General features: G+C 38.0%; 10 protein-coding genes. 8 read left to right on the top strand and 2 right to left on the bottom strand.

Going from position 1 to position 15705, the window contains the following annotated elements; translation table 11 throughout:
- Genes AC0L3Q_RS03315 through AC0L3Q_RS03305 form a run of 3 tightly spaced genes read left to right on the top strand, consistent with a single transcriptional unit; the run spans nucleotide 1 to nucleotide 6043 of the window.
- On the top strand, nucleotides 1–1362 hold the full coding sequence (locus AC0L3Q_RS03315; RefSeq protein WP_473285105.1) for a TolC family protein: 1362 nt from the start codon (nucleotides 1–3) through the stop codon (nucleotides 1360–1362).
- A gap of 6 nt (nucleotides 1363–1368) precedes the next feature.
- Nucleotides 1369–2535 carry an efflux RND transporter periplasmic adaptor subunit gene (locus AC0L3Q_RS03310; protein WP_473285103.1) on the top strand — a complete coding sequence of 389 codons (1167 nt, stop codon included), beginning with the start codon at nucleotides 1369–1371 and terminating at the stop codon, nucleotides 2533–2535.
- Between the two features lie 7 nt (nucleotides 2536–2542).
- Nucleotides 2543–6043 (top strand): efflux RND transporter permease subunit, encoded by a 3501-nt coding sequence (locus AC0L3Q_RS03305; protein ID WP_473285102.1) that lies wholly within the window; start codon nucleotides 2543–2545, stop codon nucleotides 6041–6043.
- Nucleotides 6044–6119: 76 nt separating this feature from the next.
- Here the strand turns inward: AC0L3Q_RS03305 and AC0L3Q_RS03300 are convergent, their stop codons facing one another.
- Both AC0L3Q_RS03300 and AC0L3Q_RS03295 read right to left on the bottom strand, forming a co-directional pair.
- Complete coding sequence (locus tag AC0L3Q_RS03300) at nucleotides 6120–7427, bottom strand: RagB/SusD family nutrient uptake outer membrane protein (protein WP_473285100.1); 1308 nt, start codon at nucleotides 7425–7427, stop codon at nucleotides 6120–6122.
- 12 nt (nucleotides 7428–7439) lie between these two features.
- Nucleotides 7440–10412 carry a SusC/RagA family TonB-linked outer membrane protein gene (locus AC0L3Q_RS03295; RefSeq protein WP_473285098.1) on the bottom strand — a complete coding sequence of 991 codons (2973 nt, stop codon included), beginning with the start codon at nucleotides 10410–10412 and terminating at the stop codon, nucleotides 7440–7442.
- A gap of 315 nt (nucleotides 10413–10727) precedes the next feature.
- On the opposite strand from AC0L3Q_RS03295, the gene aspS reads away from it, so the two are divergent.
- Genes aspS through AC0L3Q_RS03270 form a run of 5 tightly spaced genes read left to right on the top strand, consistent with a single transcriptional unit; the run spans nucleotide 10728 to nucleotide 15696 of the window.
- Complete coding sequence (aspS, locus tag AC0L3Q_RS03290; RefSeq protein WP_473285096.1) at nucleotides 10728–12476, top strand: aspartate--tRNA ligase; 1749 nt, start codon at nucleotides 10728–10730, stop codon at nucleotides 12474–12476.
- Nucleotides 12477–12526: 50 nt separating this feature from the next.
- Nucleotides 12527–13075, top strand: a complete 549-nt coding sequence (locus AC0L3Q_RS03285; protein ID WP_473285094.1) for a hypothetical protein — start codon at nucleotides 12527–12529, stop codon at nucleotides 13073–13075.
- Nucleotides 13047–13889: a tetratricopeptide repeat protein gene (locus AC0L3Q_RS03280; RefSeq protein WP_473285092.1), complete on the top strand. Its 843-nt coding sequence runs from the start codon at nucleotides 13047–13049 to the stop codon at nucleotides 13887–13889. The genes AC0L3Q_RS03285 and AC0L3Q_RS03280 overlap by 29 nt, the downstream gene beginning before the upstream one ends.
- A 23-nt stretch (nucleotides 13890–13912) precedes the next feature.
- Nucleotides 13913–14236 carry a hypothetical protein gene (locus AC0L3Q_RS03275; RefSeq protein WP_473285090.1) on the top strand — a complete coding sequence of 108 codons (324 nt, stop codon included), beginning with the start codon at nucleotides 13913–13915 and terminating at the stop codon, nucleotides 14234–14236.
- 23 nt (nucleotides 14237–14259) lie between these two features.
- Nucleotides 14260–15696, top strand: a complete 1437-nt coding sequence (locus AC0L3Q_RS03270; RefSeq protein WP_473285088.1) for a chloride channel protein — start codon at nucleotides 14260–14262, stop codon at nucleotides 15694–15696.
- Nucleotides 15697–15705 lie beyond the last annotated feature (9 nt).

Here is a 15705-nt window from a genome sequence, read left to right as displayed (position 1 = left end):
ATGAGAAACAACCTATGGTTATTTTGTCTTAGTTGGCTCTGCGCAATTTCTTTGCAGGCCCAACAAACACCAACCAGCTCTTCTTATTCTTTTACACTAGACGAAGCAATTGAGTTTGCACTAGAAAATAGCTACCAATCTATTAATGCACGACGCGACGTTGCCAAGGCTTTGAAAAGAAAATGGGAAACCACAGCTGACGGGTTACCACAAATAAGTGGACTTATTGATTATCAAAACCAATTAAAACAACCAGTTACTCCACTACCAGGAGAAATTGTTGGAGGAGAGCCCGGAACTTTTGTTCCTGTTGTGTTTGGAGTAAAACAACAAGTTTCTGCAACAGCCACCCTAAACCAATTGATCTTTGACGGATCATACCTAGTAGGTCTAGAAGCAGCAAAAAGTTTTCTTCAGTTCAACAATGATTCTGAAGAAAAGACTTTACTTGAAGTTCGCAAAGGAGTGATCAATGCTTATGGTAGTGTTCTTGTCGCTCAAGAAAGTGTAAAAATTCTTGAAAACAATGTGGCGGCGCTGGAGAAAAACTATAATGAAACCAAAACGATTTTTGAAAACGGTCTGGCTGAAGAGGAAGATGTAGAGCAGCTACAAATTACTTTGTTACAGATTCAGAATCAATTGAGTAATGCAAAACGTTTGGAGAAAATTGCTTTACAAATGTTTAATCTGGCATTGGGTGTTGATGTAGATGCAAATACAACATTAACCGATGATTTGGATAGTCTGACTATGAAAAACATGGATCAGTCTATCGCTACTACTCCATTTATAATGGAAAACAATGTAGATTATCGATTGGCCTATTTACTAACCGAACAGAGACGATTAGAATTGAAGCTTGAAAAAAGTAGAGCACTACCTAAACTGTCTGCATTTGTAAATTATGGAACCGCAGCATTTGACAATGACTTTGTATTCTTAGATAGTGATACTCCTTGGTTTCAATCTTCTATACTTGGAGCGAGTTTGAACATTCCAATCTTCAGTTCCTTAAAACGAAGTGCGCGTTCTCAACAAGCAAAAATTGCTTTTGAGCAATCAAATACTGAGTTTATACAAGCGCAGCAGCAAATTCAATTACAATACAATTCGTCGTTGAGTGATTATAAACTGTCTATAGAAAATTACGAAACCTCTAAGAAAAACTTATCTCTAGCAGAGCGCATCGAAAAGAAAAACCAAATCAAATATTCTGAAGGTCTGGCAACAAGTTTCGACCTCAGACAAGCGCAATTGCAACTTTACAGCTCTCAGCAAGAAGTATTGCAAACCATGCTGGATATCATCAACAAAAAAGCAGAACTAGAAACGATTTTAAATACACCAAAAAATAAGTAACCCATTATGAAAAAGATACTTACCATATTATCCGCTTCACTATTAATTGTCTCTTGTGGACAAGATAGTTCGAAATCTATTGATAAAATTATAGAAGATGGGAATCTACAGGCATTACGTGCCAAAAGAACCGAAGTTGTAGGACAGCAACAAACCATAGCTGACCAGTTAAAACAACTTGACGAAGCTATTGCTTCTTTAGATACTGTAAAAAAACTTCCTTTGGTAACTACCATTACTGCCAAGGATACTTTATTCAATCACTACTTGGAACTACAAGGAAATGTTGAAACCAAGCAAAACATTGTATTGTATCCAGAAATGGGAGGTGTACTTACAAAAATCTATGTAAAAGAAGGTCAAAAAGTAAGTAAAGGACAATTGCTAGCCAGAATAGATGATGGTGGATTGAGTCAGCAATTATCTCAAGCCGAAGTAAGAGCACAGTTGGCAAAGACTACTTTTGATCGTCAAAAAAGACTTTGGGAGCAAAAAATCGGTTCTGAGATTCAATACCTTGAAGCTAAGACTAATTACGAAGCTCAGGAAAATGCTGTAAACCAAATCAAGCGTCAATTGGCAAAAACAACGGTAAACGCACCTTTCTCTGGAGTAATCGACGATGTGATTACAGAGCAAGGAAGTGTAGTATCACCTGGTCAAAATCAGATCATTCGTATTGTGAATCTTAATGATATGTACATCGAAACCGAGGTGCCAGAACGTTACATCCCAAGCGTTACCGTAGGTAAAAGTGTGGAGGTGTACTTCCCGGTACTTGGTCAAACGATCACTACAAAAATTCGTCAGGTAGGAAACTACATCAATCCTAATAACAGATCATTTATGGTTGAAGTGGGTATTCCTTCAAAAGGAGGAACAGTAAAACCTAATCTTACTGCCAAAGTAAAAATTAACGATTACACCAACGAAAAGGCGATTTTGCTTCCGCAGAGTATCCTATCTGAAAATGCAGAAGGAGATCAATACACCTATGTTACTTCTGACAAGGACGCGCAAAACATTGCCGAAGCCAAAAGAGTAATCGTAAAGACCGGAAAAACGCAGGGAGATTTTATAGAAATCCTTGAAGGAGTTGCTAATGGCGATGCTATCATTAGCGAAGGAGCCAGAAGTGTAAAAGATGGCCAAAAAGTGAAAATTTTAAACTAAAAACCCTATGCAAGTCAACAAGAAAAAAGTAGATAAGGAATTTAAACTATCGTCTTGGGCGATAGACAACCCTACTACGATCTATGTAATGATCGGTATATTTCTGGTACTAGGGTTGTCGGCATATTTTTCGATGCCGAGAGAAAATTTCCCAGAAATTAATGAAACTAAGATCTATATCAGTGTTCCCTACCCTGGTAACACTTCTGAGGATATAGAACGATTGATTATCGACCCTCTAGAGGATAAGCTGAAGAATGTTAGTAATGTAGTTGAAATCTTATCCACTTCGCAGGAAGATTACGGAATCATTACTGTTGAATTCGACGAAGAATTATCCGTTCCTGAAGCCAAGCAAAAGGTAAAGGATGAAGTAGATTCTGAAAAAGCGAATGAAGACTGGCCCACCTTTAACGGAGCCAAGGTAGAACCGAATGTTTTTGATCTTAGTATCTCTGAAGAAACTCCGATTATGAACATCAATATCACCGGAGATTATCCAGTAGACAAATTAAAGGAGTATGCAGAGTACTTGGAAGATGAAATTGGAGATCTACCTGAAATCAAGAAGGCGGATATTAGAGGAGCGCAAGAAAAAGAGGTTGAAGTAGCTGTAGACATCTATAAAATGATGGCTGCCCAAGTAAGTTTTGATGATGTGATTAACTCCATCCGAAATGGAAACATGACGATGTCTGCCGGTAATATGATTTCTAGTGGCCAGCGTCGTACTATTCGAATTTTAGGAGAGATTGATCGCCCTTCTGAACTTGATGATTTTGTAGTAAAATCACAAAATGGTGCAGTTTACCTTAGAGATATTGCTAAGGTTACTTTTAAAGAAGAAGACAAAACCACATATGCAAGAGAGTATGGTGAGAACGTGGTGATGTTGGACGTAAAAAAACGATCTGGAAAAAACATGATCGAAGCGGTAGAAAAGATCAATGTGATCTTGGAAGAAGCTAAAGAAGATGTATTTCCAAAAGATCTTTCGATCAGTGTTGCTAACGACCAATCCGAAAAGACCGAAAACCAGGTAAGTGACTTGGTAAACAACATCATTTTTGGGATTATCCTGGTTGTAGGAGTATTGATGTTTTTCTTAGGATTTAGAAATGCATTATTTGTAGGTTTTGCGATCCCGATGTCAATGTTTATGTCTTTTATGATTCTATCGGCTCTGGGGTATACTATGAACACTATGATTCTATTCGCCCTGATTATGGGATTAGGAATGCTGGTGGATAATGGTATTGTGGTGGTAGAGAACGTATATCGATTGATGGAGGAAGAAGGCATGTCACGTATAGAAGCCGCAAAAAAGGGAATTGGTGAAATTGCTTTTCCAATTATCATCTCGACAGCAACAACAGTAGCTGCATTTGTTCCTCTTGGTATGTGGCCAGGTGTGATGGGACAATTCATGATTTATTTCCCGATTACCTTATCCGTTGTATTGGGATCATCCTTGTTTGTGGCCATTTTTATCAATTCCATGTTGGTTTCACAATTTATGGAAACTGGAGAAAAAGTTTTGTCACGTAAACAATTGATAAGACTCAGTATTATCCTAGGAGGTATTGGTACTTTTATTCTAATTATAGGAGGACCAGTACGAGGGTTAGGAACCTTAATGATCGTAACTGCTATTATGTTCTGGGTATATAGATATGTGTTAAAAGGTGCCGCTAATTTTTTCCAAAGAAGAATATTAGCTTGGTTGGAAGATAAGTACCAAAGATTTTTAGGGTTTGCCTTAAGAGGATGGAGATCCTATGCTTTTACTTTCGGTACTTTTATATTATTGTTTGTTGTCTTTGCGATGTTTGGAGCTTCTATCGGTAGTCAACGTACCAAAGTGGAGTTCTTCCCGGATAATAAGCCTAATCAGATTGTGGTTTATATCGAATATCCTCAAGGAACGGATATCGATAAAACCAATGCCATCACCAAAGAAATTGAGCAACGTGTATATGCTGTGGTAAATGACAAAGAATACGTAGAAGGACAGGACTATAATTTCCTGGTAGAATCTGCAGTGTCTCAAGTAGGTGAAGGTGCAGGTAACCCACAAACTGATGGAGGTAGTAATGCCGAAATGCCGCACCGAGCTAAGATTACGGCTACTATGCGCGAGTATAAATTCAGAAAAGGAAAAGACTCTGAGGTATTACGTCAAAAGGTACAAGAAGACTTAAAGGGGATTTATCCAGGAGTTGCTATTTCTGTCGAAAAAGATCCTGTAGGACCACCTGCTGGATACCCTATCAACATCGAGATCGAAGGTCCGGATTACGACGATTTGATCAACATTGCGGAGCAGATGCGTAATTTCATCAATGAGAAAAACATCCCAGGAATCGAGGAGTTAAAAATTGATGTAAACAAAGGTAAACCAGCCATGCAGGTAGTGGTAGATCGTGAAAAAGCTGGAGAGCTTGGTGTAGCTGCTGGTCAGGTTGGTAATCAATTGCGTCGTTCTATTTTTGGTGAAAAGGCTGGAGTTTATAAAAAAGACGGAGAAGATTATGATATCTACGTACGATTTAATGCCGAAAACCGATACAATACTAGCGCACTTTTTAATCAGAACATTACGTTCAGAGATCAGGCATCTGGGCAGTTAAAAGAGATTCCTGTTTCTGCTGTAGCCTCGCAAAAAAACACTTCATCGTTTAGCGCGATCAAGCATAGAGATACAAAACGAGTAGTTACTGTATATTCAGGATTACAACCAGGATTTACAGATGCTGGGGCAATTGTTTCTCAGATTCAAACCGAAATGGCAAGTTTCCAGGAATTACCTAGAGGAGTTAAGATCGACTACACAGGACAAATTGAAGAACAGGGTAAACAAATGGCATTCTTGATGGGAGCCTTCTTTGCCGGATTAGGATTGATCATGTTGATTCTTGTGTTCCAGTTTAGTTCGATATCTAAGCCAACGATTATCATGATCGCTATCTTCTTAAGTTTTATAGGAGTATTTGGAGGTATTTTGGTTACCGGAGCATCTTTTGTAATCATGATGACAATGATGGGAATTATTTCTTTGGCCGGTATTGTAGTAAATAATGGTGTAGTACTGCTAGACTATACACAACTGCTTATCGATCGTAAGAAGGTAGAATTGAATATTCCTGAGAGTGAATTACTACCTAATGATGAAGTAATGAAAATCATTATTAAAGGAGGTAGAGCACGTTTAAGACCAGTATTGCTTACCGCGATTACTACAGTACTTGGATTGATCCCGTTAGCAATTGGATTTAATGTAGATTTCTTCTCTTTATTTACCGATTTTGATCCAAAAATATATATCGGAGGTGATAACGTAATTTTCTGGGGACCATTGGCCTGGGCCGTGATCTACGGATTGATTATCGCTACCTTCTTAACATTGATTATCGTTCCTTGCTTGTTCTTTATCGTAAATAGATTTAAAGTATGGGTACGTAGAAAGAAAAACGTGGAAGTACCTGTAGCCACTACAGCTACAGCTTAATACTTAACGGTTTGTAAATTGATAAAAGAAAAACGCCGCAAATTGCGGCGTTTTTTATTGATATAGAACGTTGCTCTTATCTATTTTCGTTTGCTGGTGTTGGGAATTGCTCAAATGTAGCATCTCCAGATCTATCCAACGGTAGATCTCCCAGTCGATTAAATCTTCTTAAATCGATCCATCTATGCCCACCTTCTGCAAACAATGAATATCTTCTTTGATTTAATATTTCGGTTACCAATTCTGCCGGAGTAGTTCCTCCTGTATACCCTGGTAATCCCGCTGCGGTTCTAACTACATCTATTGCTGCTACTGCAGCAACAGGATCCGCAATATGATTCGCTTCTGCAGCTAATAAAATTAACTCCTCATTTCTCATGACAGCCACAGGAGCTACATTGCTATCATAGATAAACACATCGTGATCTCCTGTCAAATTAGACTGTGTTAATGAAGCCGTTCTCATTACTGCTTTACCTACTCTTGTATCTCCAGCCTCAGCATCAGTGATAAAAGATGGGTGCGCTATTCTTGCATTTGCCCCGGTAGAATTTAAGGCGAAAAACAATGGATTTGCAACATCAGCACCAGTAAGAGAGAATGTAAAATAAGCTCCTGCATTAAGATCTCCTGCCATATCCATAAATGAATTTCCAAGCAGTGTTAGCACAGAAGTATAATTCCCTCTGTAGGCTTCTACTCTTGCCGCCAACGCATTATTAAACTCTAAAAAAGCAGTAGGTGTATTGAATGCGTCAAATCCTTCAGGAATTGTAAATGGAAAATCAGCTCCTCCATTCGAAAGATCCGTTGCAGCCGTAGTAAGCATATCAAATATTGCTGTTAAAGCTTCATCATAGCCCACGAATGGCCCCAGGTTATTTGGATCAGAAACATCCAAACGAATTCCATTCTGGAATTGTAGATTCAGCACCATTAATAACTCATGAGCTTTAAGTGTATTCGCAAACCCTCGGGTTGCAGCTCTTTCGGCATCAGTAAAATCCGCAGATGAGTTTGTTAAACCTTCTAAAAGCAGATTGATATCCTTTACTGTTCCATATCTCGAAGCGTAAGGAACTGTAGTATAAAACGTATTATCGTCTAGAGTACCTGTAAGTAAATCTGCAGTCCAACGAGGATCAGAACTCTGGAATCTCCAGTATTCTCTACCTGCAACTGCTTGCACATCGATTTGTGTTCCTATTCGTGTTCTCATATCGGCCAAAACTCCCGACATCGCTTGCACCAATTCTGCTCTAGACAGATCCTCAGATATAGTATCTGTAGTAGGTCCATTTAAATTGCTACCATCCTCAACTTCGCACGAAAGCATCAAAACTGAAGATAACAATAGCATGAATATATTCTTTAGTATTTTCATTTTCTTATTTTTTTAGAAGCCAACAGCTAAGTGAAACAAATAACGTTTAGAAGAAGGGAACGGCGTTACCTCTACCCCACTTGACAATCCATTAGATCCAAAGTTTGAAACTTCAGGATCATAGCTGTTATAATCAAAAATATTGATCAAATTATTTCCAGAGAAACCTACTTTAACATTCGACACATGTCCCGCAAACGCTTTATCCAAAACACTAGAAGGAATATTGTAGTACAATCCTACTTCTCTTAATCTCAAATACGATGCATCTTCTACGAATGGTGTTGCATTACCAGCGAAGAATGCGGCAACTCTGAAATCTCCATTGGCTACTGCCGGATCAAAATCGAAATCATCAAAATCCGGGCTAGTTCCACCAAAGTCCGTCAATAACGAAGTTAGATTTACGTTATCTCCTCCTTGTTTCCAGTGCCATAAGAAAGATAAGGTAAAGTCTTTATAACGTAAATTGTTTGACCAAGTCATCTGAAAATCTGGCTCTGCATCTCCTAATACCACCAAATTCCCATTGGCGTCATTACCTACAATTTGTGTTACACTTCTACCTTCTTCAATTCTAAAAGTTCCTAATCCTTCTCCAAAACCTCCTAAAGAAAATGGTTCTACATCCAGTCTAGTTACCTCTGATGTATTTTTAAAGAAGATCAAATTAGAACTCCAGTCAAAATTATCTTCCTGAAAGATAGTAGCATTCAAAGCGATCTCAACTCCCCGGTTTTCTAAGTTACCAGCGTTTTCAAAACGTGTGGTAAATCCAGAAGAAGGTTCTGCATTTGCCTGTAGGATAAGATCATCTACAGATTTGTTATAGTACGAAAATTCTAACCCAATTCTGTTTTCCAAGAAACTTGCATCAAAACCAACTTCCAATTCTTTTTGTCTTTCTGGAGAAATATCTGGATCTCCCAGTGTTACTGGCACTACAATCCCCACATTACCATCGATCAAGGAATTGGTATATGCAGTAAACAACGCTCCATTAGGAGCAAAGTTTCCAGCCTCTCCATATGCAGCCCTTATTTTGAAACGGCTCACATATGGTACATTCCAGAAATCAAAATTATGGAAGTTTACCGCTGCTGAGGCCTTTGGATAGTAGAACAACTCATTCGCGTCTCCATTATTACTGGATTTATCTCCTCTTATCCCCAGTGTACCTATGATTTTATCCTGGTAATTCAATTCTTCCTGTACAAAGAATCCTTGATCCTCTTGTTCTTGTCTGAATTGAGTTACACTTACATTCGCTCCCTGATCTACATTGGTTTGAGAAGCAACCAAATCTGAAGTAATATTTCTTACTGTATTTCTTGAAAACGTGAGCTTGGTAACACCCGCCTGCGTTCTGAAATTAAGATCTTTATCAGTAGTATAATTGTGTACCAAAAAAGCCGAGTAGTTGGCATCTTTGTTTTCGGTTGTACCTAATGCCGTTACCCCATTAAGACCACCATTAGATGGTTTTTGAAACTGTAATATTTCTGGAAATATAGCTGTTGTAATTAATTCATAATAGTCAACCCCTCCACGTAGAATAAGTTTCAGATTCGATTTATCATTCTCAAAAATATTATAATCCAATGATGCTCCTACAATAAAACGATTTACATCTTCTCTGTTGGTGATCAGATCTCTGGTTTGTAATGGATTCGAAGAACCGAATGGGTTGTCTGGGTAATTTCCATTTGCATCTGGAAATAACTGCGCCCAAGGTGGAGTAGAACTTAATGCTACACCAATAGTAGTTCCTGTATTATCATTGTTGAAGAAACCACGATCAGAAACTGAGTCGATGTAGTTAGAACTAATCGATAGTTTTGCGCGTTTATCCATAAATTCATGATCCAAATTAAATCGTATCGATTTTCTATCATATCCCGTATTATCTACAATTCCATCTTCCTCGTTGTTAGAAAAAGCTGCATAAAACAAGGTATTATCCGATCCTCCGGAGATATTCACACTAGTATTCGAAATAAAACCTTGTTCTCCATATATCTCATCTTCCCAATCTATCAAGGTACCATTGTCCCTTGCAGCAGCAAACAATGCTCCATTACCAGCTCCCAGAGCTTCTGCTCTAGCTTCGGTAAAGTTTCGTTGCCCTAAAGAGTTTAATAAGGTATTAAATCCAAAATCCTGATTGAATGAGATTTTCGTTTGCCCTCTTTTACCTTTTTTAGTAGTAATAATTACCACCCCGGCAGCAGCCCTTGCTCCATAGATTGCAGCTGCAGAAGCTCCTTTAAGGATCTCCACACTTTCTATGTCATCAGGGTTAATATCTGCAATCCTGTTTGAAGGGTTATCCTGATTTGAAGCATTCCCTCCGGAAGCCGCTCCAGATACCGCATTTAAACCTGCTGCAGCAATACTGTTGTTGTTTACATAAACTCCATCAACAATATAAAGCGGTTGCGCATTACCATTTACGGAAGTAACCCCACGTAATCGAACAGAAATACCTCCCCCAGGTGCTCCTGAACTTCTGGTGATTTGTGCTCCAGCAAACTTACCAGCCAAAGCTCCGTCTAAAGTTTGAGGAGGGGTTAGCCCTACAAGTTCTTCTGAAGATACCGAGGCTACAGCATTGGCTGCGTTACTTCTTTTTACCGAAGTTGCTAAACCTGTTACTACTACCTCTTCTAATGCTTCTGAAGATTCTGCTATTTCGATCGAAATATCCCCCGCAGTTTGCACCGGTACAGATTTCTCTGTAAAACCTAGTGCAGATACGACTAGTGTAGTTGGTAAAGAATTTACCGTAATTGAAAAATTACCATCGATATCGGTAGCTGTTCCGTTATTCGTTCCCTCCTCTACAATATTTACGAAAGGAGCAGGTTCCCCCGAACCTTGAATCACTACTCTTCCCGTAATAGTTTCCTGAGCTAAAAGCACGACAGGAAAGAAAAGTAATAATAGCAGGACTCTCATCCTGCTAAAATGAGTTTGTTTTTTCATAATGATTTGTTTAAATGTTTGGTTAAATCTATTAAAAGATATTTATAAAAAAATGTTAAAACTAACGATTGTTCGCATTAAAATGTCCCTAATCTTCAAATACTTACGGAAAAACCGTTAAATAGTTACGTTTATTTCATTTTTTAGCATATAATTCAAGTATTCCCTTCATTTTTATGCGAGTTCATACTTACTCGGGCATTTAAAAAATACGACAGTAATAAGATCATATCGGTTACAAAAAACTATACTCAATACAGTGATTAGATATCCAATAAACTTCTTATTTTTGCAGCCTTAATAAGACATATAATCATGTACAGAAGTCATTCTTGTGGCCAATTGAGAGCCTCAGACGTTAATACGGAAGTCACACTAGCCGGTTGGGTTCAAAAAACCAGAGATAAAGGATTTATGATTTGGGTAGATCTTAGGGATCGATATGGGATTACCCAGCTTATATTTGATGAGCAAAGAACACCTGCCGAAGTAGTTGAAAAGGCAAAAACCCTTGGAAGAGAGTTTGTCATTCAAGTAAAGGGTACTGTAATCGAACGTGAATCCAAGAATGCCAATATCCCAACTGGAGATATTGAAATTTTGGTCAATGAATTACAGGTTTTGAACGAAGCTATTGTACCTCCTTTTACTATAGAAGATGAAACTGATGGCGGAGAGGATATAAGAATGAAATATCGATATCTGGATATTCGTAGAAATCCAGTAAAAAATAGCCTGATGTTTCGCCATCAGGTAGCAATGAAAGTTCGTAATTACCTTTCTAACGACGGCTTTGTTGAAGTAGAAACTCCTTATTTGATCAAATCAACACCTGAAGGAGCAAGAGATTTTGTGGTACCTTCAAGAATGAATGAAGGCGAATTTTATGCGCTCCCACAATCTCCACAAACCTTCAAACAATTGTTGATGGTAGGTGGTATGGATAAATACTTCCAGATTGTAAAGTGTTTTCGAGACGAAGATCTAAGAGCCGACAGACAACCAGAATTTACGCAAATCGATTGCGAGATGGCTTTTGTTGAACAAGAAGATATCTTAACCATTTTTGAAGGGTTAACACGTCATTTACTCAAAGACATCAAAGGAGTTGAAATTGGTGATTTCCCAAGAATGACCTTTTATGAGGCTATGAAAACCTATGGAAATGACAAGCCAGATATCCGTTTTGGGATGAAATTTGGTGAGCTCAATACCGTAGCACAGCATAAAGAATTTAAGGTTTTTAATGAAGCAGAGTTGGTAGTGGGTATCGCCGTTCCTGGGGGAGCATCTTACACCCGAAAAGAAATCGACAAATTAATCGATTGGGTAAAACGACCTCAAGTTGGTGCTTTGGGAATGGTATATGTGAAATGCAATGAGGATGGTTCGTACAAATCGTCTGTAGATAAATTTTATGACCAAGAGGATTTGGCCAAATGGGCAGAAGTTACCGGTGCAACACCTGGTGATTTGATCTGCGTACTCTCTGGTCAGACCAACAAGGTAAGAGCACAATTAAGCGCATTACGTATGGAACTGGCAGAGCGTCTAGGATTACGTAATCCGGAGGAGTTTGCTCCATTATGGGTTGTTGACTTCCCACTTTTGGAATGGGATGAAGATACAGAACGTTACCATGCAATGCACCACCCTTTTACCTCTCCAAAACCGGAAGATATTCCTTTATTGGACACAAAACCTGGTGAGGTTCGTGCTAATGCTTACGATTTGGTATTAAATGGTAATGAAATAGGTGGTGGTTCTATTCGTATTCATGATAAAGAAACACAAGCATTAATGTTTGATCATTTAGGCTTTACACCTGAAGAAGCTAAGGCTCAATTTGGGTTTTTGATGGACGCTTTTCAATATGGTGCACCTCCGCATGGTGGAATTGCCTTCGGATTTGATAGATTAGTTGCTATTTTGGGTGGTCAGGAAACCATTAGAGATTTTATTGCTTTCCCAAAAAACAACAGTGGCCGTGATGTCATGATCGATGCCCCTGCAACTATTGATCAGGAACAGCTCAAAGAGTTGAATATTCAACTCGATCTTTAAAAACATATCAAAAAAATCCTGCTTTTAGTGGGATTTTTTATTTTTAGAATATGAAGAAATTACTAAAGATTATACTCATTATTATCTCCTCTTTGGTATTTATTGTGATTGCTCTAGCCGGGTGGTTCTATTATCAGCATGTAGGAAAACATAGTGTGGATCAGGAAAAATATCCACATTATATTGGCTATCTAGATCCGCAAAAAACAATTTCTAAAGAAGGTTTTGAAACCTGTAACGAAACAAAAGTGTATAAAACCCACCACGGTGCAATTCCTGAAGCTTTTAAAGAAAACAAATGGGTGTTTAGAAAAAATATTCTAGAAAATTATAGCAACAATCATTATACAAACTCTGGATATTTGTTTTTTAGGTTTATTGTAAATTGTAAAGGAGAAACAGGAAGGTTTGAGATTACCGGAACGGATTTCGACTTTAATACAATCCAGTTTAACCAAGAGCTGATTGATCAGTTACACCAATTAACTGCCGATTCTGGAAACTGGAAGGTCTTAAAAGGAAAGGATACTCCGATAGATTATTATGTATATGTTGGTTATAAAATAAAAAATGGTGAAATCACTGAAATACTGCCTTAGTCTTGTAATCATTCTTGGTATTGCCTCGTGCGATTCTGCCCTAACCGAGGAGGAGAAAAAAGCAAAGGCAGATCAAATTATTAATGGCAAGACTTTACTACTGAGCCCTCATTATCAAGGCACATCAAAAATGATGACTTTGGTTGAGCATGCGATCGCTTTGGATCCCAACAACGCAGATGCGCGTAGAGAATTATCGATTCCTTATCTGAAACGCGGAATGCCTGTACAGTGGAAACCTCTATTTGATAAAGCAGTAGCCCTTGATCCTGTAAATTGGCAAGGCTGGAGAGGATACCTCTACCTCTACTTTTATAGAAATTACAAAAAAGCAATTGAAGATTTTGATGCTACAGATCAGTTGACACCAGATTTTGACGACTATCCGCAGGGACAGAGTGTAAACTATATGAGAGGTGTTGCTTACATGGGGCTTGAGGATTGGGACAAAGCAAAATTGTATTTTGACACCTATATCAATGAGCAAATTGCAACCTCGGGTGAGGATTATGCTGATGTAACTGCATTTTTATATCGTGGGATCATAGCTTACCAAAACAATAACATCGAAAGTGCTATAGAAGATTTTCTAAAGGTTTTACAATACTCTGGTAACCATTATGCAGATGCACATTATTATTTGACCAAATGCTTTTCTGCACAAAACAACCTTTCAAAAGCAAAACATCACATCGATGAGGCAATAAAAGACTTTGATCTGGGTTATTTTCACAGCCGGAACTATGTTGAAGTACTTTATCAAATTTACATTCAAGATTTAGAAGGATTAAAAAAGCAATTAGAAAATAGTTAACTTTATAGTAGAACTAACTATCCATGACGTCCTCGAGAAAAAGTATCCTATACAAAATACTGAAATGGCGTTACCGCAACATTTCTAATAAGAACTTTATCTTATTGCTGAGTGTTATTGTAGGTTTTACCGCGGGACTTGTTTCTTTGTTACTCAAAAACTTGACGCACCTTATTCAAGTCGTTTTACAGAGTGATGTGATCTCCTGGCAAACTTCTTTCTATTTTATTATCCCGGTAATTGGTTTACTTATTGTATACATCTTTACCAAATATATTATTAAAAGAGACGTACGCTCGGCCATCCCATTAATCTTAAACTCATTATCCAAAAAAACGGAATCATAAAACCCATACACGGATATTTACCATTGATCCTGGCTCCTATTACCGTAGGTTTTGGTGGATCTGTTGGGCTATTGGGACCTGCAATCGGATCCGGATCAACCATCAGCTCAGATATTTGTTCTCTGTTTAAACTAAGTGAGAAAACCCGATTTTTGCTAATCGGTTGTGCCGCCGCTGGTGCAATTTCCGCGGTTTTTAAATCTCCTTTGGCCGGTTTGGTTTTTGCTGTAGAAGTGTTTAGCCTGGATCTAACACTCACTTCGTTACTTCCATTACTTTTTGCCTCGGTATCCGCAATATTGACATCTTATTTCTTTTTGGGAGACGAGGTATTGTTTCGATTTGATGTCATTGAAAAATTTGATATTTATGATACTCCGTTTTATATCATTCTAGGTATCGGTACCGCAGTAGCATCCATTTATTTCACAAAAATGTACTTTGGAATTCTACATTTTTTTGATCGTTTTTCTAAAAAAATTCATCGTTTGTTAATCGGTGGTTTTGCGATTGGGGGGTTACTATATTTTATTCCCCCGCTTTATGGAGAAGGAATTGGTTTTATCAACGATCTTTTGAGAGGCGACCATTATACCGCTATTGGTGAAACTCCATTCGATACTATTACCAATAACATATGGGTGGTAATAGGATTGCTTGTAGGAATAACAATTTTTAAAGCGGTTGCGATGACCGCAACTTTTGCAGCCGGAGGATCGGGTGGAATCTTTATCCCGACGATGGTTATGGGGAGCGCTTTGGGAAATGTAGTATCCAAAGTAATCAATAATCTCGGGTTAGGATTAGAAGTATCTGAAGCTAACTTTACACTATTGGGTATGGCTGGATTAATTGCGGGTGTGCTGCATGCTCCATTAACCTCGATATTTTTAATTGCTGAGATTACTTCGAGTTATGAATTATTTGTACCTCTAATGATCACCACAGGAATTTCTTTCTTTATTTCCAAAAACAGTATAGAACACAATATTTACAATCGTGAACTAGCAGAACAGGGTGAGCTATTGACTCATAATAAAGATCAAACGGTGTTAACTCTAATGAACCTGGAAGATTGTATTGAAACCAATTTTATAGCGGTACAACCTCATTTCACCTTAAAACAACTATTAAGTGAAGCTGTAGCAAAGTCAAATAGAAATTTGTTTCCGGTCACCAATGATGAAAACGAACTTATCGGGATGGTTTCGTTGGATGACATTCGAGATATTATGTTTGATATTACTTTATATCACAAGGTAAAGGTCGAGACTTTGATGTCCCAGATTAAAACGAGTATTGTTTATGAAGAAGACAATGCCAAAACGGTAATGAGAAAATTTCAAGATACAGGTGCCTGGAATCTTCCTGTGATAAAAAATGGAAACTATCATGGATTTATCTCAAAATCTAAATTACTTACCTCATATCGAAGAAAGTTGATTAATTTTACCGGCTAATCGTATACT

The sequence above is a fragment of the Aquimarina sp. KJ22-3 genome, assembly GCF_055808215.1.
Note: the sequence above shows the minus strand (reverse complement) of the source record. Positions and strands in the feature narration are given on the sequence as shown.

Excerpts from the sequence above, each read along its gene's own strand:
- AC0L3Q_RS03315 (WP_473285105.1), top strand. The coding sequence starts at position 1 with ATGAGAAACAACCTATGGTTATTTTGTCTTAGTTGGCTCTGCGCAATT.
- AC0L3Q_RS03310 (WP_473285103.1), top strand. The coding sequence starts at position 1,369 with ATGAAAAAGATACTTACCATATTATCCGCTTCACTATTAATTGTCTCT.
- AC0L3Q_RS03305 (WP_473285102.1), top strand. The coding sequence starts at position 2,543 with ATGCAAGTCAACAAGAAAAAAGTAGATAAGGAATTTAAACTATCGTCT.
- AC0L3Q_RS03300 (WP_473285100.1), bottom strand. The coding sequence starts at position 7,427 with ATGAAAATACTAAAGAATATATTCATGCTATTGTTATCTTCAGTTTTG.
- AC0L3Q_RS03295 (WP_473285098.1), bottom strand. The coding sequence starts at position 10,412 with ATGAAAAAACAAACTCATTTTAGCAGGATGAGAGTCCTGCTATTATTA.
- aspS (WP_473285096.1), top strand. The coding sequence starts at position 10,728 with ATGTACAGAAGTCATTCTTGTGGCCAATTGAGAGCCTCAGACGTTAAT.
- AC0L3Q_RS03285 (WP_473285094.1), top strand. The coding sequence starts at position 12,527 with ATGAAGAAATTACTAAAGATTATACTCATTATTATCTCCTCTTTGGTA.
- AC0L3Q_RS03280 (WP_473285092.1), top strand. The coding sequence starts at position 13,047 with ATGGTGAAATCACTGAAATACTGCCTTAGTCTTGTAATCATTCTTGGT.
- AC0L3Q_RS03275 (WP_473285090.1), top strand. The coding sequence starts at position 13,913 with ATGACGTCCTCGAGAAAAAGTATCCTATACAAAATACTGAAATGGCGT.